At 45.2% G+C, this 21115-nt stretch carries 16 protein-coding genes; 1 reads left to right on the forward strand and 15 read right to left on the reverse strand.

Annotated elements, in window-relative coordinates:
- Nucleotides 1-58 precede the first annotated feature (58 nt).
- The 5 genes from metG to HQM15_00595 form a co-directional block, all read right to left on the reverse strand.
- On the reverse strand, nt 59-1591 hold the full coding sequence (gene metG, locus HQM15_00575) for a methionine--tRNA ligase (protein ID MBF0491260.1): 1533 nt from the start codon (nt 1589-1591) through the stop codon (nt 59-61).
- Between the two features lie 2 nt (nt 1592-1593).
- A complete protein-coding gene (holB, locus tag HQM15_00580) occupies nt 1594-2469 on the reverse strand; it encodes a DNA polymerase III subunit delta' (GenBank protein MBF0491261.1) in 876 nt (291 codons plus the stop codon).
- 1 nt (nt 2470) lies between these two features.
- A complete protein-coding gene (gene tmk / locus HQM15_00585) occupies nt 2471-3130 on the reverse strand; it encodes a dTMP kinase (GenBank protein MBF0491262.1) in 660 nt (219 codons plus the stop codon).
- A gap of 104 nt (nt 3131-3234) precedes the next feature.
- Nucleotides 3235-4392 (reverse strand): outer membrane beta-barrel protein, encoded by a 1158-nt coding sequence (locus HQM15_00590; protein ID MBF0491263.1) that lies wholly within the window; start codon nt 4390-4392, stop codon nt 3235-3237.
- Nucleotides 4393-4646: 254 nt separating this feature from the next.
- Complete coding sequence (locus HQM15_00595) at nt 4647-5687, reverse strand: outer membrane beta-barrel protein (protein ID MBF0491264.1); 1041 nt, start codon at nt 5685-5687, stop codon at nt 4647-4649.
- Nucleotides 5688-6268: 581 nt separating this feature from the next.
- Here HQM15_00595 and HQM15_00600 point away from each other — a divergent pair.
- Nucleotides 6269-6667 (forward strand): response regulator, encoded by a 399-nt coding sequence (locus tag HQM15_00600; GenBank protein MBF0491265.1) that lies wholly within the window; start codon nt 6269-6271, stop codon nt 6665-6667.
- A gap of 24 nt (nt 6668-6691) precedes the next feature.
- Here HQM15_00600 and HQM15_00605 read toward each other — a convergent pair whose 3' ends face one another.
- From HQM15_00605 to HQM15_00650, 10 genes are all read right to left on the reverse strand, one after another.
- A complete protein-coding gene (locus tag HQM15_00605; protein ID MBF0491266.1) occupies nt 6692-7168 on the reverse strand; it encodes a RidA family protein in 477 nt (158 codons plus the stop codon).
- A gap of 2 nt (nt 7169-7170) precedes the next feature.
- Entirely contained in the window at nt 7171-7923 is a 753-nt protein-coding gene (locus HQM15_00610; protein ID MBF0491267.1) for a hypothetical protein, read from the reverse strand.
- Nucleotides 7924-7950: 27 nt separating this feature from the next.
- Complete coding sequence (gene bamA, locus HQM15_00615; protein MBF0491268.1) at nt 7951-10644, reverse strand: outer membrane protein assembly factor BamA; 2694 nt, start codon at nt 10642-10644, stop codon at nt 7951-7953.
- Entirely contained in the window at nt 10644-14054 is a 3411-nt protein-coding gene (locus tag HQM15_00620; GenBank protein ID MBF0491269.1) for a translocation/assembly module TamB domain-containing protein, read from the reverse strand. The genes bamA and HQM15_00620 overlap by 1 nt, the downstream gene beginning before the upstream one ends.
- A 105-nt stretch (nt 14055-14159) precedes the next feature.
- A complete protein-coding gene (locus tag HQM15_00625; GenBank protein ID MBF0491270.1) occupies nt 14160-15554 on the reverse strand; it encodes an ATP-binding protein in 1395 nt (464 codons plus the stop codon).
- Nucleotides 15555-15657: 103 nt separating this feature from the next.
- Nucleotides 15658-17148 (reverse strand): UDP-N-acetylmuramate--L-alanine ligase, encoded by a 1491-nt coding sequence (locus HQM15_00630; protein ID MBF0491271.1) that lies wholly within the window; start codon nt 17146-17148, stop codon nt 15658-15660.
- A gap of 114 nt (nt 17149-17262) precedes the next feature.
- The gene (locus HQM15_00635) at nt 17263-17937 is read right to left on the reverse strand and encodes a hypothetical protein (protein ID MBF0491272.1); all 675 of its coding nucleotides are present in this window, start codon (nt 17935-17937) and stop codon (nt 17263-17265) included.
- A gap of 12 nt (nt 17938-17949) precedes the next feature.
- Nucleotides 17950-19419 carry an NADH-quinone oxidoreductase subunit N gene (locus HQM15_00640; protein MBF0491273.1) on the reverse strand — a complete coding sequence of 490 codons (1470 nt, stop codon included), beginning with the start codon at nt 19417-19419 and terminating at the stop codon, nt 17950-17952.
- A gap of 4 nt (nt 19420-19423) precedes the next feature.
- Nucleotides 19424-20887 (reverse strand): NADH-quinone oxidoreductase subunit M, encoded by a 1464-nt coding sequence (locus HQM15_00645; protein ID MBF0491274.1) that lies wholly within the window; start codon nt 20885-20887, stop codon nt 19424-19426.
- Between the two features lie 37 nt (nt 20888-20924).
- Nucleotides 20925-21110: a type II toxin-antitoxin system HicB family antitoxin gene (locus tag HQM15_00650; protein ID MBF0491275.1), complete on the reverse strand. Its 186-nt coding sequence runs from the start codon at nt 21108-21110 to the stop codon at nt 20925-20927.
- Between the last annotated feature and the right edge of the window lie 5 nt (nt 21111-21115).

The following is a 21115-nucleotide window of genomic DNA, read 5'->3' on the forward strand; positions in this document are numbered from 1 at the left end:
CCCCACGGGGTTACTTTGATACTTCATTTCACACACCGTCTTTTCTGTATGCGGATTTTTATTTGTTTTCAAAGCGGGGAAAGAGCTGAAAAGATTCACCCAGTTGATGAGGGCCCCGAAAAGCAGACCAATCCTCATTTTGCTGGAAGACCTGAGGAAGGGGCAGGTTCAATTGCTGATAGATCTTTCTACTCGTTTCGGGCATGAAGGGAGAAATCCAGAGACCAATAATTCGCAGGGCATTTACCAAATTGAAGAGCACCTCTTTCAGTCGATCGTCCTGATTATTTTTCTTTAAGGTCCAGGGGGCCGAGACATCGATGTATTTATCACAGGCGCTCATGAGTTCCCAAATCGCACTCAAGGCCTGATGAAATTCCAGATCTCCATTCAAATAATCCAGAGACTCATGATATTTCTTTTTAGAATTTTCAAAGGTTTGTAGCAGCCAATTTTCTTCTTCCGCTCTTTGACCCGCTTCAATTTTTCCTTCAAAATATTTCTTGGCCATCCCCAAGGTACGGCTGAGCAAGTTTCCTATATCGTTAGCAAGATCGCTGTTATAGCGGGTAATGAAATCCTCCCAGCTAAAATTTCCGTCCGACCCAAAACTGGAGGAACGCATCAGATAATAGCGCAGGACATCGGCATCGAACTTTTCGACGATGTCCAGGGGAGTCACCACATTGCCCAGGCTCTTGCTCATCTTCTCGCCTTTTAAGTAGACAAATCCATGCCCAAAAACATGTTGGGGCAGTTCCAAGCCGGCACTCATCAACATCGCTGGCCAAATGACACAGTGAAAACGGGTGATATCTTTTCCCACAATATGAAGTTGCGCGGGCCACCACTGCCTGAATTTTGCCTCGTCTTGGCCATAGCCGACGGCCGTGATGTAATTGAGGAGTGCGTCAAACCAGACATACAAAACATGCTTGGGATTTGCGGGCACCGGAATGCCCCAATCGAAGGTCGAGCGGGAGATGGAAATATCCTGCAGCCCTTCTTTTTGCAGCAGACTCAAAATTTCGTTTCGGCGAATATCCGGTAAAATAAATTTTGGATTTTTTTCGATATGAGCAATTAAGGCCTCGCGATATTTGGAGAGTTTAAAAAAATAATTTTTTTCCACCAACCAGCGGGGTTTTGTTTTATGGTTAGGACAAAGACCTTCCACTAAATCTTTTTCGGTTTGATAAGCCTCACAGGATTCACAATACCATCCTTCATATTCCCCTTCGTAGATATCCCCTTTTTCAAAAACAACTTGGAAAAATTTTTTGGAAGCCGCGTGATGACGCGGCTCTGAGGTTTGAATAAAATCGTCATAGCTGATGCGAAGTTTGCTCCAAATTTGGGTAAACTTCTCACGCATCCCATCGCAGTAAACTTTGGGGCTCAGACCCTGGGCAATGGCCGCCTTTTGCACATTGGCCGAATGTTCATCGTTGCCCATCTGAAAACGAACCTCGTCTCCTTTGAGGCGCCGGTAACGTACGAGCACATCGGCTCCAATTTTTTCATAGGCCGTGCCAATGTGAGGGATGGAATTGACATAATCGATGGCAGTCGTGAGGTAAAATTTAGGCATAATTAGAGGCACAATTTAAGGAAGAGATTTTCGAAGGTCAACAAGGCATTTGCGTAACGGTCGAGGCGTTTTAATGAAAGGCCGATGCATTGAAATTTCTCCAGGTTTTCTGCACAGGGATTTTGCAAGATCCTTTTGCGCCATTCCCATAATAAAAGAGTTAAGACCGACTTTTCCGTTTCCGCATCTCCTGAAATTTCCTGCGCCACATTCAAAAGCTGCAACAATTGCCTCGGTTTGGAATTGAGCGCCGGTAAAATTTGTTTTTCTATCAATTCGAGCGCTTCGCTTTTTAGGGACAGCCACTGCCCGGGAGAAAGAGCGTGCGTACGCAGCAGCTCCGAATTGGGGACATGGTTTTTGAGCGCCAAAACCTGCGCGGTTTGATTTGGGCTTAAGGGTTGAAAATAGATCTTTTGCGCACGGGACAAGATAGTCTTAAGCAAGGCATTGGGAAAAGCTGTAATCAGAATAATCAAAACATCGGAGGGTGGCTCCTCCAAGATCTTCAACAGAGCATTGGCCGCCGCAGGAGGCAAGGCATGCGCATCCCTTAAAATAATAATTTTTCTGCAAGCTTCCAACGGTTTTAGAGAGAGCCATTGCTTCATCTGCCGAACCTTCTCGATTTTAATCACCTCTTTTTCGGGTTCGATCCAAAGCAAATCGGGATGATTTTTTTCCTGCACTCGCAAACAGGTGGGGCATTTTTGACAAGGTTCTGAACCAGCACAGAACATTTTTTGCACAAAGTGCAAAGCCACCAAAGATTTCCCAATGCCTTCCGGACCGCAGAAGAGTAAGGCGTGAGGAAGCTTATTGGAAGCTGCAAGCTGAAGGAGATGCTTTAAAGTTTTTTCGTGGCCTAGGATATTCATTTTATTCCTCCCTCCCCCTTTGACGGGGGAGGGTTAGGGAGAGGGAGTTCACAGCTTTTAATACTCGCTCAAAAATTTCTGCAATCGACAAACTGGCATCCAGCACACAAAATCGTTTTGTATCCTTTTTGGCCAGCCTCAAATATTCGTCTCTCACCGCTTGATGAAAAGACAAATCCAGATTTTCAAAACGATCCTGAACATCATTCTCTTTTTGATTTCTTCCCTTGGCTCGGCCCAGCCCCAGTTCTACCGGACAGTCAAACAGCAGGGTTAAGTGAGGCCTTAGGCCATTCGTCGAAATATGGATCAGTTGTTCAATAAGATCCAAATCGATTTTTCGACCTCCATGCTGGTAGGCCAGGGTAGAATCGATGAAGCGATCGCAGAGAACCATTTTACCTTCTTTTAGGGCAGGAAGAATTTTTTCAGCACAGTGCTGGGCACGATCTGCCGAATATAAAAGTAATTCTGCCATAGGGACAGGATTGGAATGACGATCTAATAGAAGAGGCCGGATTTTTTCTCCCAGCAGGGTTCCGCCGGGTTCTCGGGTTTTAATAAAGGGGATTTTATTTTTTAAAAAATGCCCCGCCAGCAAATCGATTTGAGTCGATTTTCCGCAGCCTTCGATCCCCTCAAAAGTAATAAATAGGGCCATGTAGCAGCTATGGATAAGGAGGACAAACTTGTCAAGAATGCAAAAAAAAAAGCAGCCCCGCTTATAACAAAAGCGAGGCTGCACTTATTAGGAGGGGAAGAAAACTAAAAGTTATAAGCCAGTTCTGCGGCAAATCCATGACTCCATGAAGTCTTGGCACCCGTGCCACGAGGATCAAAAATAGTCGGACTGTATTCCAACTTCAGTTTTGCTCCATCCGTGATTTGGTAACCCAGGCCCAGCGCGAAATCATGCATGTTCTGGTTTGTTGCCGTGTAATAGCCACTTCGATCCTGTAAAAAACCATAACGGAAGAAAACTCTCCAGGCCTCATTCAAATCGTAATTGGCCACAACAAATCCACCCCAGACCTTGTCGTTCTTGATACCCAAGATGTTGGAGTTGTCCTGACGGTAAACCAATTCGCCTGCCAATAAAAACTCCGGCGTAAATTTAACCGCGAAATCCAGATCGGCCAGATTGGTGAGGTGCTTGTTACAAGAGGATCCGCCTCCGTTGCAACCGAAGCGTTCCGGCCCACCGGCATAAGAAAAGCCGACGGTGCTTTTGGTGTTGTCCTTGCCCCAGTTGAATCCTAGTCTCATCCCATAAGAAGGAATGGCGCTGTAACTTGCCAAGCCCCCAGGATTCACGGTGGTTCCTCCCGCAATAGGATTACCAAAGGCCACGGAATCGGCTAAATTATTGACCACATAGACATTCAAATCCACCAGGTCATTGAAGGAATAATACAGCTTTGCGCCTGTTGCATTGGCGGGCGTAACGTAATTAAAAATATTTGAGAAAGAAATAGTGGGGTTATCGGCACGATCGACCACATAATAACCGATGGGGACATTGAAACGACCCACGAGTAACTCCGCCCCACCCACGCCTACAGTGACATAGGCCTGCTCGAGGGACATATTAAAACCTTCCGTATTTCTTCCTGTTCCGGAAAGCTCGCGACCCAAATCGATATCCGCTCTCATTCGAATATTTTCACCGTAAGTTTTATTGAGATCCAGTTCGACTTGATCGAGGTAAAAATTAAAGGTGTCGTGCTTGGGAGCCGTTGCGCCGCGAAACCATCCCAATTGGCCCCCCACCGGAGTTCCCAAGGCATTGCTATCGTCGTGTTGCCAGCCCGTAACCACATCAATATTTCCAGAAAGCTGCAGACCACCCGCTTTGGATTCTGCCTTTGAGGAGAACGGTGCAAAGGCCAAGAATGCGGTTAATAGAGATAAAGTTTTTTTCATTTCATGCTCCTTTTCCAGAAGTTGTTAATCTTGCCGTTGCTTGTTAATGCATGCTTGATGCCAAAAACAACAATTAATTTTCTTTAGACTTTATAAGGAGTTAATAATTTTGGATTTGCATTCTTGTTTTGAATGAATTTCATTTTTAATCATATGCCTACTTTTTTAACACCGTAATAAACAATCCTTCTTTACGAAAAAAAAACCCCCCGATAAATCGGGGGGTTTTCAAAAGCCACGCTTAAACTTCTCAATTAGAAGTTATAGGCAAATTCAGCGGCGAAACCATTGTTATATCCTTTAGGAGCGCCACCTGTATAGCGTTGCAAATCTAAACGATATTCCAATTTCATCTTTGCACCATCGGTGATTTGGTAGCCTGCACCTAAGGCAAAATCATGATAGGTAGAATGAACGTTTGTGGTATAGAGGCCTTGTCTGTCGTTCAAGAAATCGTAACGAAGGTAGGCATTCCAGGTTTCGTTGAAACTGTAACCTAACAGTAAGTTACCACCAAAGGCCTTCGCATTAGGATTTCCAGGGACACCGATTAGGGGAAGACCCGCGGCACCCAAATAAGCACCACCCAAGTTATCCTGTCTATAGATAGCTTCACCAGCAATCAAGAAGGCATCGGTCACGTGAACCGAGAAATCCAAATCAGCGATATGCGTGAAATGCTTCTTTAGACTTACAGGAACTGCTGCACCGGTCACAAGATGAGCCGCCGCACCTTCAGGACCTGCTGCATAAGAAAGACCAAAGGTGCTTTCTTTCCCTTTTTCACCCCAGGTAAAACCAATACGGGTACCAAAAGAAGGAATGGTGGTATCCATGGCAATGGTATCAAACAGATTGTTCACCACATACAAATGCCAATCGATATTATCATTGAATGCGTAATAAATTTTAGCACCGGTTGTATTGTGGGGACGAATGAAATTGAAGATGTTACTGTAAGAAAGTGCGGTATTGTCGTTACGATCCACCGATTCAGTTCCGATGGGGGTATTGAAACGTCCCACCAGGAATTCCACGCCATTCCCTAGGGGAATATTCGCGGTCACATAGGCCTGCTCTATCACACTGTGATAGGAACCTGAAGCAGCACGACCGAAGTCCAAATCGGCACGGGCACGGATGTTTTCACCGAAGGTCTTGTTCAGATCGAGTTCAACTTGATCGAGGTAGAAATTGAAGGTGTCTCTCTTAGGGGTATCTGCACCTCTAAAATCACCTAATTGTCCCCCACCAACTCCACCGGAGGTGTCTGCATCATTAACGGTATTGATCATGCCAAATGCACCACCACCACCAATATTTGCAGAGTCATGCTGCCAACCCATAACCACATCGACATTTCCACTGAGCTCTAAGCCCCCAGCGGAACTTTTATCTTTAGCCTGTAATGAACCAGCTGTCAGAGCAACAGCGGCTGCCACGGCTAATAAGCCTATTTTTTTCATGGCTTCCTCTCCTTTTTATTTTAGTTTCTATTTTTAGAACAGTTTTACAAACACTGGCTCTCACCAGTTCTATAAAATTAAAATTTTTTATTAATAAAGAAATAACCCCATTAACGGAATGCTAAGTGCAAAATAGTTAAGAGATTATAAAAGATGTGTCAAGAAATTAATCTCTGTTAAATTTCACTCGTTCCGTTATGCGATTTTACTCGCTACGTTACTTACCCACACGAAACCAACTGGCTACCGTTTATCGCTAAGCTTGTCCGACCTGTCAAGCAGATAATGCGCCGCGTTAGCCTTGGAAAAAATATGCAAGGGTTCGAAACTGTTCCTTGGCCTTTTTAAATTTAATCGTTATAATTTTTGCCTACCTTAATTTCGTATTTTTTTATCGAGGGATAAAATAAATGGAAAAAAACGCAAAACACTCCGTCCTGGTGGTGGATGATGATCCGCAGATTTTCAAGATTGTTTCACGAATTCTTAATCCCAATCGCTACGAGGTAGAAAAGGCGCAGGATGGCGAGGAAGCCCTTAAAAAAATCAGCAAATATAAACCCGTATTATTGTTACTCGATTTAATGATGCCCGGGATGAGTGGGATAGAAGTCTGCCAAAAAATAAAGGGCAGCCCTGGGTCCAAGGAAATCATGATTTTAGTTTTAACGGCAAAAGATGGACAAATAGACAGAAGACGTTGTTTCGAAAGTGGAGCAGATGATTTTTTAGTGAAACCTTTTCACATCGATTCGCTGGCCCGGAAAATTGAATATATGATTGGGAAGAAGGGGTTTGCGTTGAATTGAGGACAACAGAAAGACAGGACTCAATCATTTCACTTCCAAAATCAAATCCACTTCTACCGTGGCTCCCAGAGGCAGGTCGGTGACACCCACGCTGACTCGGCTATGCTTGCCCAGGTCTCCAAAAATTTCTCCCAACAAGTCACTGGCGCCATCCATCACCTTGGCTTGATCACTAAAACCCGGGAAACTGTTTACATAACCGGTCAAACGGACGACGCGTGTAATTTTATCTAAAGAGCCCATTTCCCATTTCGCCACCGCCAGCGCATTCGCCAAGGCCTGTTTCGCTGCACGCTTGCCGTTGTCGAGATTCACTTCTTTGCCCAGGCGCCCTTTGAAGGCCAGTTGCGGGCCCACCTTTGGGAGTTGACCACTAATGAACAGCAGATTGCCTGTTCGAACACAGGGGACATAGTTCCCCTCCGAAGGAGTGGGTTCAAACAAAGAAACCTTGAGGAGTTTCAGTTTTTCTTCGGGGGATGTTTTTTTTTGAAGATCCATAATTACTTTTTTTGCCGCTTTAAGCGGGCTACTTTAAAAAATAGCAGTGCGGGAAGGCCTTTGATGGATTTAAATTCCTCTTCTGAAAGAGCACGCAGCTTCACTTTGAGGGAATCTTCCACCAGCACTTCGCGAATCTCCTCCACGTAAAGCTGATTCTTTTTGAGCTCCATAAAATAACGGTCAAAGCGATGGGCAAAACGAACGCTGGGATTGGAGAGATATTCCCAAAAGGGATGCATGAAGGAAATCACCGCACGCCCATTGTCTTTCAGCAGTCTTGAAATCTCCGAACACCAGGGGATAAAATCGTTCTTTTTAAGCCCCGAGCTGAGGAAGAGCACAAAATCGATATTTTCATTTTTGAAGGGAAGCTTGCAGAGATTCACTCTCAATTTATCGATCTGAAGATTTTTAGGGACCTTGGCCTCTGAGGCGGAAAACTCGTTTTCGAGTTCAAGGATCTCGGTGGCTCCTTTTTGGGACAGCAAATCGAAGACCTTCTCTTCGCCCCATTGATAATAGATTATTTTTTTGGAGGACAAGGCCGGAAGCAGGGAAGACAGGTCTTTTAATTCACAAAGAGAAAGGACTTTCTTGAGTTTATAGTCCGGAATTGAAAAGGATTCACTCGTACTGCGGCCATTTTTATGGGCAGACGCAGGGGAAGCCCCCGTCTTTTTCAGAAAAGGCCTGGCAATTCCCTCCACCACCTTGCCCATCCCCTGCATCGATTTTTTAAGAATTTCTTGCATAGACATAATCCTAAAATTTTATCGTGTTTAAAAGAAATAGCCAAAGGTAAAGTGCAGCCTCCCCTTACTTTCTTCCGGTCTTCTATCCAAAATAAAGCCATAATCGAGGCGTATAGGACCCACCGGGGTGACGTAACGGAGCCCCGCTCCAGCGCTATGTCTTAAAGTATCCAGACCCAACTCCCCCCAGGAATTGATATCAAAGCCCGAATCGGCAAAACCCACCACTTGAAAACCTTTATAAAGACGGAACTGCAGTTCAAGATTATGCACCAGGGCCAATTTTCCGCCTCCGGGGTTGATCTGATCCTGGCCAAAGCCTCGGATTGTGTCGTCTCCCCCCAGAAAGAATAATTCCTGGGCGGGAACCCGGCCTGAGGAGCTGAGGGGGATGATATTATCCACACGCAACACATTGGCAAAAGTTAATTTTGCAAAGGGAGACCACCAATAACCAAAGCGGCTGCCCCACTTTAAAAAATGGGTGACGCCATCATTCAATTGGGTTCCATAGTCGAATTTGCCCACCGTATAGAAACCCGAATGGGGATCTCCAAAATTATCCCGCTTGTCGTAACTCACCGAGACACCTAATTTTCCCGTTGTGTTGGTCCCACTTCCAGGGGGAAGCAGGGAAAAATCGGTTTTGGCTTCATTGAATTCCGTTAAGGCAAATTCATATTTAAAAATTAAGCTGAGTTTGCGGGTAAGATCCCTCAAAAAAGCCAGAGAGGTCCCTACCTGACGGTCTTCCAGTGAGGCCCGATTTTCATATTGCGCAAAAACATTAGCAAACTGTTGCCAATCCGATCCTAAAAAACGGGGGTCGGTATAGGCAATCTCGCCACGGTTAAAAAGCAGCCCGCCCGTCAATTTAAAATCGAGGTGTTTGGCACGCCCCAATAAATTGAGTTCGCTATAAACCAATTTGGCCTTGAAGCTGGTGTCGGTATCGTAGGTAAAACCCAAATCCAGAATTTTATTTTTTCTCTCTTCGACCCTCACCACCAGATGAACTTTTTCCTCTTTTCCTTTTAGGCCCAGGGTTTCCAGACTGAGGGAATCAAAAATACCCAGTCGGCGAAGTCGAATCTGGCTATCCAGGATCTGCTGGGGCCTGAAAGGATCTCCTTCTTTTAATTTCAAGGCTTGAAGGATGCTTTTGGATTTTGTTCGATTATTTCCAACGAGCAAAATTTGACCCATTTCAGCTTTTTTCCCCTCGTTGATTTTATATCGGATTTTGACCTTGCCGGAATCCAGCTTATCAAATTCAGTCTTCACCTCGGCGTAAGGATAGCCTTGATCCGCATAGTGCACGAGGAGGGCGCGCACATCTTCTTCCAACAAGGTGGGAGAAAAAGGTTTATTTTCCTGAACCCGCAAAAAGCCTTTCACTTTTTCCAGCTTCAGACTTTTCAGGCCCTCAAATTCCAAAGATTCTACGGGATAAATTTTTCTTTCCTTCAGCTCTACATTTAAAAGAAATTTATCCTGGGTGGCATTCAGCTCCTTTTTCCAATCTTCCACCTTCGTTTCCAAATAACCCTGGGTCTCATAAAACTTCTCGATATTTTCCAGGTCCTGCTTGAATAATTCCTCCAGAAAAACCCCCGAGTCGCCCAGGGATTCTTCTTTCGTGAGCATTTGTTTTTTGAGTGTCTTATCGGAAAAATGCTCGTTGCCTTCAAAATCAATTTTTTTAATGAGATGCTTGGGGCCTTCCTCGATTTTAAAAACGAGGAGGCTATGGAGAGGGCTGAGTTCCTTTTTTGTGTATGTCACCTGGGTCTCATCGTAGCCCAGACTTCGATAATGGGCCAAAAGCAGGGCCTTGGAATGTTCGAGTTCAAATTCGTCTGTGTCTCCACTTTGAGTCACCGAGACAATTTTTTGCAGTTTTCTACTTTGCTGATGCGCATTGCCTTCGAATAAAACCTCTACCCTTTTTCCTTCCTTGATTTGCAGGGTCAAATCGACGGTGCGGCGCTCTTTATCAAACTCGGTCTTGGAAAGTTTGACTCGCACTCGGGGATAGCCCGCATCTTTGTAAAGTTTTACGATAGAATCGATGTCGCTTTTAATTTTTCGGGGTTTAAAGTCAAAAAATCGGCTGATTTTATTTTTGATTCTTCCCGGATGAAAGACCGTATTTCCTTCCAGATTTACTTCCCTGACGCGAAAACCCCGTCCTTTTTCGATCACCACTTTAAGCGTGATGGAACGGTCATTGTCGTTGGGGTATTGCTGAATATAAACGATGGTGTTTTGAAAGCCCTCTTTTTCGTAGAAACCGATCAGACGATCGATTTGTTCCGGAATTTTTTCCTCTTCAAACACATCGCCCGGAGACATGAAAACAGCGCGCCGCACCCGTTTTTCAAGCAGGGGATAATTTCCGGCGATGGCCACCTCTTTAATAATGTAGGCGTCTTCCAACTGGTAAGTCAGCTCGACTTCGTTGCCTTCATGACGGACTAAAACCTCGACATTTTTAAAGACCCCCCATTTGCGTAAATCAAAAATGGAATTGTCCATTTTTTCACGGTCAAACGTGTCCCCTACCTTAAGGCGAATAATCGACAAGATATCCTTTCTTCTCTGGGGCAGACTGTTTTGGATTTCAATGGAACGGATGCGCTCCAACTCTCCTCCAGGAAGGGCTCGGGGAGAGAAGGAAAGGAGCAGGGTGGATAGAATGAAAAAATGTCGGAGCTTCATTAATAACTCTTAAAACGCAAAGTCAATTCCAGTCGATAACGCCCATTCGTGCTTCGAGAACCCTTTAAAAGAAGGTTATCAAACAAAAGATATTCTGCTTGTACACTTTTCACCGATTCTTCCAAAGAAAGATCGGTTTTAAATTCCAGGGAAAGTCTATCGGTGACTCTTTTGCCTACCACTAGCGAAGTTAAACTTTGGGCTTCGGGATCCGAGGCCTCCAGCCGGAATACATCCAGGCTGGTATAAGAACCCACCGGGCCCTCCAGAACCGAGGTCAGCTGGTTGGCGAGCACCGAGCTTGCCAAGTTTGCCCCTGAAATGCTGCGTTTGTCTTCGGGCAAATTCCCGGTAAAAATCAAGGCCAGGATTTCTCGTTTTTCCAAAGGAGGATCCGAGGTGAAGGAAAGCTGAAGATTATCGGTATATCCTGTAATGCGGGCATTCACCCGAATATCTTGACTGGGCCGTTCGAATAATTTTTCGGCGACAATCTCGACATAAGGATCACTTTTGCGCACGTCCCGAAAATCAATCACCCCTTTGGCATTCTCAAAATTGAGCTTAAAATAATGGAAGCTCCCATCCAGAATTTCAAGGGCCCCTTGATAGGCAGGATTCATCGGAGTGCCGGTGACATGCAAATCGCTTTTGAGATAAAGTTCCGCAATATTATTTTTGATGGCCAGCTCGCCGGGCGATTTTATTTTGAGATCCAATTTCAAGTTGGAAATCGGGGAAGGCTTGGAAGGTTCACTGACCGTGCTGGGTTTTAAAATATAGTCTTTGATGTCGAAATTTTTGATATAACGACCTTCAGTAATATCCAGATTTCCGGCCAAAAGCAGATTGTCCTGGTTTCCTGTCAGACCCAGTTTTCCGGATAAAATAATTTTATAGACCCCCGGCTCACTGACTGCAATTTCCCGGGCCTCAATGTTTACATCCGATTTTTGGATTTTAAAATCCTGGTGCCAGACCTGTCCCGAAACCAGAAGATCGCCTTCTAACACCGACCCTTTGAGCTTTTCAAAGCGCAGCAAATCTTTTTCAAAGATCACTTTTCCTTCTAAATTTTCAATCGGGTTCCCTAAAACACGCGGAGCAAGCAGTGCATTTTGAAACTGCAGACTGCCTAACACAGCGGGCTGCTTCTTGTTCCCGGTGATTTTCAAATCGACTTGGGCAAGGCCAGCAGCCTCTCTCACCAGGGTTTTAAATTGCGAAAGAATGGCCAGATCTACACTCCCCTTGAGCGAGAGATCCAGAGGCCCATCGCTCTTAAAAGATCCGCCTAGCACAAGATTGCCCTGTTTAAAATTAAGCACGGCATCGTCAAAATGAAAGGCAGATTGGGAATAGCTGATTTTTATAGGCCGAGTCTGTTCCAAACTCTCATCTCCGAGTTTAAGGCTGAATCGATCTACTTTGGATTGCATTTTGGAGGCCAGAAAGTTTCCAATCACCAGGTTCATCTCCAGCGATCCGCTTAAGTCTCCTTCCAGGGGATTGAAATCGAGCGCTGAAACCAGCGGTGCCAGGTCGCACTTTTTACAGTCTACCCTGGCCGTAAAAATATTTTTGCGTTCGTAAAAATATTCACCCTCTCCATGCATGCCTGGCAGGGGATTGGTTTTGAAGTGAAATCCCTTGGGATCGAAGTTAAAAACAGTATCCTTTGCCAAGGTCATCTTCTGATAGGTGGGAGGATGGATACTCATCGTCGGGATGGAAAACACGCCGCTGTTCAAATCGCCTTCCATTTCGGTAGCGCCCAAACGAAACTGGTAAAAGAAAAAATCATCGATACTGGCCTTCGCTTTTCCCAGATTTTTTTGATGATCGACCTCCAAATCAAAAATGCCGGTAATTTTTCCCTTTATCTCCGGATTCTCGAGGAGTTGCCTTGCCTCCAGATTGGCAAAACTACTTTTCAGATTCGTGTGGCGTTTCTCCTCAAAAATAAAGGGCGCCTGGATGTTGACTTGAGTCTTGTACAGAGCTTCAGCGGGCGAATTTCCCACATAGCCCAGGGTTCCGTCTACAATCTGAAATTTCCCCTCGTTTTGCCCGAATCTTAAAAATTTATAGCCCGTCTCTTTGGCCTTGGCGCTAAACACAAAGTCGGGACGTTTGAGCGAACCGGTCACCGTTCCATTAAAATCGACATAACCATAGATTTCCAAATCAGAAAGCATGGCAATAAAAGTACGCAAATCGAAACCCGTGCCACTAATAGGAACAGAGATTTCCATCTTCCTAAAATCGATACTGCCTTTGTTGGTAAAGATATTCGTTTTTTCGGTAGACACCTTTAATTGGGCAAGATCCAGTTTCCCTTTGACCAAAGGTCCTTTGACCAGAATATCCAGATTTGGATTTTCTTTATTATAAAGATTGTCTTTCGCCTGCAGCTGCAGTTCGACGTAGCCTTCCATTTCCTTGGGGAGAAAACCCGTGAGATCAAAATCGAGCTTGGCCTGAAGCTTCTCGTAACTGCCCGCCACCCGCTTGCCCAGGCCAGGAATATCATTGGGGCTGATCCAGCCTTTAGTCTTCAGACTGCCCTTGGCCTGTTGTTCGATGGGGGCCAAGGCCACATTGAGCAAAAAAGCAGTCTCTCCGATTTTAAGCTCAAAATTCTCGACGCTGATCTTTTCATCTTCCAACTTGGCCTCCGTCGCCAGATCGGAAAACTGCCATTTGCCCAGTTGGGCGCCACGAATCTTCAGTTGCCCTTTGGCCTCCTGAAAAAGCAGCACCTTTTTTAGGGTGCTGGAAAAGGAAAAACTGCCGTCATAACTCATTTCACTCACCGACAGAGGTTTGGAAAAAAGTTCTCCCTGGATGTTGTGAAGGCTGAGCAAGAGTTGATCGCCCTTTAAAAGAGCAGGGACATACTGGAGTTCTGCCCTTGGGATTTCAAAATTCATATTTTTCAAAAGGATCTTTAAATTTGAAAAATGAGAATCTTCAATTCCCAGACGCTGCATGATATTTTTGAATACCTCCGAGACATTGCTCTTCTTTTTGCTGGGAGGGAAAGAGCTCAAATCCAGAGTGAAACCCTCCAGATTAAAATGCTGAAAGATTAAACGAAATTTCCAGAGGGAAGACCAACTGCCACGGGCATCGATATTATTTATCTGGAGGAGAGAGGCCCCGTTGGGCAATTGATAACGCGCGTTTCGAAGCTGAAGATGTCCGCTGAAGAAATTGAACTGGAGATATTCGACCTGCAATCGACCCGGAACCAGATAAAATAAACGCCCCCAGGTTTTTTGGAAAAAATTGGGAAATTGAAAACTGCAAAAAAGAAAAATCACAGTAGCAAAAAAAGTATAGAGAAAAAATTTTCCCCGCCTTCTCCATTTTCGTTTTTTTTGGGGCTTGGACTTTTCCTTTTCCATGGGAAGGCATCAAAACATTGTCAGGAAAGGATGGCAAATTAATATAATGTCTTCCTGGCGCAGGCCAGGATCTCCACGGATGTAGGGCCAAGGTCAAAGGATTGACTAACAAAATTTTGAGGGCATCAAATTGTAGATTTTCTCCAAACTGTAGTATTCAACATCTCCCTCTTTCTTTGTAATCTCCTTTTGGGTAAATAAAGCTTTTCGAATAGTCAGGCCTTTTGGATTTGGGAAACAGGCTATTTTGGCTTCCAGCTCTGCTTTGAGGGCAGTAGAAGATTTCACCTTTCCCCACTTGCATTCTCCCAAAATAATTTTTTCTTTTTCATACAATCCCACCACATCAATCTGGACATTCTTATCCCAATATTCCCCCACCTGAAAACTTCCCAAAGAGGATTTTGCAGAAAGACAGGTCAGTGCTTCACGACATAGATTCTCAAAGCAAACACCAAAATAACTTTCTAATCTGGGTTTGAGGACTGCCAGATAAGCCTGTTCTGGACTTACTTGAGCCAGGTAACTTTGTTGAGGATAGACAAAAAAGAACCAAAATCTCAGCAAGGGATCTTCCAAAATAAAACGCACTTCATTTTTAGTTGTTTTTTTATGACTGAGCGGAAATTTTCGTCGCACATAACCAATCTCAAGCAAGGTTTGGAGATAGTAGGAAAGCTTCTTATCTCCCACTCCACTTTGCTGAGCCAGCTGCGGAAGAGTTTGGGAACCCAAAGCCAAACTCATCAAAATCGAATAATATTTCTGCAATTCGCGAAGTTCTTCCCTCAATAAAAAGTCTGGCTCCCTAAACAAAGGAGCAAATTCTGAAAGGATGTGGTTGATAATATTTTTTTCGATGGAGCTGTGATCTTTAAAGAAAAGAAGATAATAGGGAACACCACCGCAAATGAAATAAGCCTTGGCCTTGTCGACCACTGACCATCGGGGATGAAAAAGGGCCGCTTCGTAATAAGGAAAAGGTTTAAGAAAAATCTGTCCGCTTCGCCTTCCAAAAAGTGGACTTTTTTCGCCCAAGACTTCTTTTTCCATGAACCCTAAATAAGACCCACAGAGAATCAAAAAAATATCCCGCCGCTTTTTCCATTCCGTATCCAGAAGTTCCTGTAAGATTGAAGGAAGTTCTGGACTGGCAGCTACCAACCATTGAAACTCATCAAATACTATTATCAATTTTTTCCCTTCTTTTTTGTGATCAATCAAGAGTTGTAGGGCTTTTTTCCAATCTCGAGTCTGGGTTTCACGAAGTAAAGGCTGCTTGAAACAACGCGCGCCCTCATTCATAAACTCAGTAATCTGTAACTCGGCAAGAGCTTGCTTGCCCATGAGATAAACATGAGGCTTGTCCGAACAAAATTGCCGAATCAGCTCACTTTTACCCACACGACGTCGTCCATAAATAGGAATGAATTCTGTTTTATTGGAAAGATAGGCTTCTTTCAGATAGGCGAGTTCTTTGTTTCTTCCAAAAAAATCCATGGCGCAACGTTAATCGCTTCCTGTTGCCAAGTCAAGACTTGTCAAGTTACGACTTGGCAAGTTCAGACCTCACTTCAAAACGCAGCCACGATTTCGTGGGTTCTTACAACGACTCCAACAACTTCTGGTGTATCCCCCCAAAGCCGCCATTGCTCATCACCAGCAAGACATCGCCAGGTTTGGCTTCTTTCGAAACGATGTTCACTATTTCGTCCACTTCTAAGCCGGATCGTGCGGGGACTTTTGCTTTTCGAATATCTTCCGCCACTTGTTCGACATCGAGCACTGCGCTGTCTTTCACTTTTTCGGGCATGAAAACTTTTGCGAGTAAAACCTCCTGCGCGTGAGACAAGGCCTTGGGGAAGTCTTGTTGAAAGATGGCGCGCTTACTGGTGTTGGAGCGGGGTTCGAAGATGGCCCAGACTTTTTGATGGGGATATTTTGACCGGATCGCATCCAGGGTTTCGGCAATGGCCGTGGGGTGATGGGCAAAGTCGTCGATGACGGTGATGTGGTTCACTACGCCACGGATTTCCTGGCGGCGTTTGACGCCTTGGAAGAGGGAGAGGGAGGATTGAATAGACCACCCCCCAACCCCCTCCTTATTATTAAGGAGGGGGAGCGCATCTATTTTTAAATTCTTGGTAAAGAGAGGGGAAGACTGTAACTCCCCCTCCTGAATTAGGAGGGGGCTGGGGGGTGGTAATCTCCTCAGCAATGCCAACACCCCCAACAGATTCTGCAAATTATGATTTCCCGCCATGGGGGATTCTAACACGCCCAGTTCTACTCCATTTTCCACAAGCGTGAAGGAAGCGCCCCTTGGACTTAAGCGAACCTTGGTGGCACGAATTTGATTTTTATCGCCCAGACCATAGGTGACGACCTTGCACTTCGCTCGAGACAAAAGCTTGAGATTGTTCTCATTATCCCCGCAAACATATAAGCATCCTTCGGGAGGAATGCGGTCCACCAGGCCTTCAAAGGATTTCATCACGTGTTCCAAATCTTTATAAATATCGGCATGATCAAACTCAATGCCCGTGAGGATCACCTGATAAGGTCGGTAATGCCAAAACTTGGGGCCTTTATCAAAAAAGGCCGTGTCGTATTCATCGCCTTCAATCACAAAATAAGGGCCCTGCCCCAAGCGAAAAGAAGAATCGAAATTTTTGGGAATCGCACCGACGAGCAAACTGGGATCAAAACCCAGATCGTAAAGCATCCAGGCCAGTAAGCTGGTGGTGGTACTTTTCCCATGGGTGCCCGCAGCGATGAGAGATTTTTTATCAGCCAGAAAGAATTCACCCAAGGCCTGAGGAAGAGAGAGATAGCGGATGTCGGATTGCAACAAGGCTTCGACTTCCGGATTCGTTTTTGAAACCGCGTTGCCGACAATGACGAGATCGGGCTGAGGCTGTAAATTTTTCGCTGAAAAACCTTTTTGAATGGCAATACCCCACTTTTCAAGTTGGGTACTCATGGGAGGATAAACATTGTCGTCGCTGCCGCTGACCTGAAAACCCTTGGCCTTCAACATGCCGGCTAGGGTTCCCATGGCGGTGCCGCAGATGGCGATAAGATGGATGTGCATATTTCTTTCTCCCTCCCCCTGAACGGGGGAGGGTCGGGGAGAGGGTGAAACTTTCAGTGCACTCAGGATTTCACCCTCTCCCTAACCCTCTCCCCTCAAGGGAGAGGGGACTTTTTAAACTTCTACTTTGGGTAAGCCCGAAAAAAGATTTCCCGTCAGGGAACTTGGCGCAGGTTTATCAAAACCATGGCGGAAGACGGGCAAGTCCCCGTTGGAATCCACCACGTCGATGATGCGACCGGTTTGATCTTCCCATTTTCGGAGGGCCTTCTCTAAAATGGGTTGATTCATGGACCACAAGGCCTGCGGTTCGTCGTCGATGACCGTCGCCGAGAATAATTTGTAGCTGATCGTCACCGATTGAAAACCGGTCTCGTCCGGGCCGCCCCAGATAATAAAGGTGCAAGGTTCTTTAATTTGCAGGCGCAGGGTTTTGTCGGGATCGTGTTTGGTGCGCAAAAAACCCACCATATTGAGACTTACTTTCAGAGTCCAGATGGGTTCATTCAAGCCCTTCATCACCAGCATCAATTCGTCTAGAAAGGTTTGATGCTCCAAATTCTGCTTATTGATGTGTTTGGTGGCATTATAGGTGATGACTTCCAGTTGATCGGGCACCACAATGCCAAAAAAGGCGCGAAGAAAATTGAACACCTGCTCAAAAAACCAGACATTGGTTTCTTCGGGGGTCATGCTCGTGAAATTCATGTTCGAGTTGAAGCCCCAGCCCCCCACCACTTCATTCCGCTCCAGACTATCGAGTAAAAAGTCATCTAGGTTTTTTAGCATGGATGTCCTGCTTTAATGAAAGGACGGCAAAAAATTCGAAAGGGCGATATTTTCCAAATAGCGCGAAGGGGCAAAGCCTAATAAAAACACGCAGAGGGCACAGAAAAGAATTACACCCAGTAGGGTCCCATTAATTTTCAAAGGCTGATTATTGTCTGCCTCGCTGGAACCAAAATACATGGCCACAATCACCCTCAAATAATAATAGGCAGAGACAGCACTCATCACCAAAGCCGTAATCACCAAAGTGACTAAACCTTGAGAAAAGGCCTGTTTAAAGAGCAGATATTTTCCCACGAAACCTACCGTAGGAGGAATGCCCGTCAGCGCAATCATAAAGAGGGCCAGCAGGGCCGCAGCAAGAGGAGATCTTTTAGACAGACCTGCGTAATGACTAATTTCCGAAAAATCTTCGCGGGTCCCCGCCATGGCCGAAACCAGGGAAAAGGCCCCCAAGGTAATGAGAGAATAGGCAAAGAGATAAAAAACGGGAGCCGTTACATAGGGCGCACTAAAATGGGATAAATAAGCGGCACAGACACCCAACAAAATATATCCTGCATGGGCAATGGAAGAATAGGCGAGCATTCTTTTGATGTTTGTTTGACTGAGCGCCACCAAATTAGCGACCACCAAGGTAGCAAGGGTAAAGAAACTCAAAAGTTTCAAAATGGGAAGTTCAGAAATGTAGGAAAGAGGAGCCAGTATGCGAATGAGGGCTCCAAAGGCCGCGGTCTTAACCGCAGTGGACATAAAACCGGTAATGGGCGTGGGAGCTCCTTCGTAGACATCGGGTGTCCAGAAATGAAAGGGGACGGCAGCGACTTTAAAAGCGAAGGCGATAAAAATCAAGGTAATGGCCACTTTAAAAAGGGGCCAATCGGCAGCGGCAATTCGGCTCGCCTCTACATTTTTTAAATCGAAGGTCCCTGTCGCTCCATAAAAGAGTGCGGTACCAAAAACCAGAAACCCTGCGGCAATGGCACCCAGTAAAAAATATTTCAAGGCAGCTTCGTTCGAAAAACTATCTTTCCGTTTAATCCCCACCAACACATAAAGGGCCAGGCTCATGATCTCCAGCACGATAAAAAATATGAGCAGATGCGTGGTAGAAACCATCAACATTAGACCAAAGAGACAAAACAGAAAAAGCGAATAAACTTCGGCAATGTGAATCCTCTGCTTTTCGAAATAATCGTAGAGAGCGAGAAGACTGAGTAAAGCTATAAAAAGCAGCAAGGTGTAAAGAAAGTAGCCATAGGGATCTACGGTAAGCATCCCGCTTATGCTATAAGAATGGACATTCCACAATTGGATGGCAGAATAAAAAGCGCCAGAAATCCCTGCCACACTGGCAATCAGTAAAAACCCAGTCGATTTTTTTGGAAGGAAAAGGCCTAAAATCAGCACAAGGCAAGCCGTTCCCAAGATGATCCAGAGGGGGAGACTGCCTGAAAAAAAAATTATCCAATCTATATTCATTCAATTACCTCTTCACCTGAGACAAAAACTGATTTACCGAAACTTCCATCTTTTGAAAAATAGGCTTGGGATAAACTCCCATCCAGAAGATAAGGACGATCAGGGGCAGCAAAATTGCCGTTTCCCTCAAACCCAAGTCTTTCAAGCCTTCATTTTTAGGATTCTTCAAAGGCCCAAAAAACACCCGCTGAACCATCCATAACATGTAGACGGCAGCTAAAATGACACCACTGGCTGCAATCGTTGCGGCCCAAGGCTGGGTTTGAAAGCTGCCGAGTAAAATTAAAAACTCACCGACGAAGCCATTTGTGCCCGGTAACCCAATGGAAGAGAAGGTCACAATTAAAAAGAAAATACTGTAAAGCGGCATGACCTTGGCGATTCCACCGTATTCAGAAACAAGGCGAGTGTGGCGTCGGTCATAAATCATTCCTACCAAAAGGAAGAGCGCCCCGGTAGAAATACCGTGATTGAGCATCTGATAAACAGCGCCTTGTACCCCCTGCGTCGTGAGAGACAAAAGACCCAACATCACAAAACCCAGGTGCGACACGGAAGAGTAGGCAATCAGCTTTTTGATATCCGGCTGAACCATACTCACGAGCGCTCCATAGACAATGCCAATGACGGAAAGCGTAATCAGCAAAGGTTGCGCCTGATGCAAGGCCTGGGGAAAAAGAGGCATCGCAAAACGGTAAAAACCGTAGGTTCCCATCTTGAGTAAAATTCCCGCCAATATGACAGAACCCGCGGTAGGCGCCTCGACGTGCGCATCGGGCAACCAGGTGTGTAAGGGAAACATGGGGACTTTGATTGCAAAGGCCAAGGCAAAGGCCGCAAATACCCAAATTTGTATCTGGGGAGCTAAATGAATTTTTTCCAGCCAAAGACTGTAATCAAAACTTTGTCCTGCCTGCAGATAAAGATAGATAATCGCCGCCAACATGAGGACAGAACCCAGCAGGGTATAAAGAAAGAGCTTCAGTGCTGCATAAATACGTCGTTCGCCTCCCCAGATCCCAATGAGCAAATACATGGGAATGAGCATGGTTTCCCAAAACACGTAAAACACAAAGAGATCGAGCGCACAAAAAGTACCCAACATAGCCGTCTGCAAAAGCAGCAGGCAAAAATAATATTCTTTGTGTTGTTTCTGGATGGAACCTGCCGAAAATAAAATGACCAGGGGAAGCGTAAAGGCGGTGAGCAAGACCAGCAGCAAACTCACTCCATCAATCCCCACTTTGTAATCGACATTCCAGGCACGAATCCAGCGAATGCTTTCTACAAAAGCAAATCCCGCGCTAGGTTCATAATCTACATAAAGCTTGAGGGCCAAGGCAAGAGTGACCAGTGAAGCAAAGAAGCTGAGACCTACTAAAACCTTGGTGGCGTTTTTGGGAACGACCAGCAAGATCAGGGCAAAGAGGAGGGGTGTAAAAATAATGTATGAGAGTATGTGTTCCATCACTAAAATATATCTTTCCAATCAAGCCCTGCTTGATTCAAAATCGATTTTTCTTCATCGCTTGAAGATGTAAAGAAATTGTTTCTTGAACATTTTTTAGGGCATTTTCAACCGTATTTCCTTGGCTAAAGCAACCTGGCAATGCAGGGACAACCACGTAATATCCCTTTCCATCTTCTTCAGGAATCACATCGATTGAAAAATGAAATTTCTTTGTTTTCATAATCA

The organism is Deltaproteobacteria bacterium, assembly GCA_015233135.1.
In the GTDB taxonomy this organism is placed as follows: domain Bacteria; phylum UBA10199; class UBA10199; order JADFYH01; family JADFYH01; genus JADFYH01.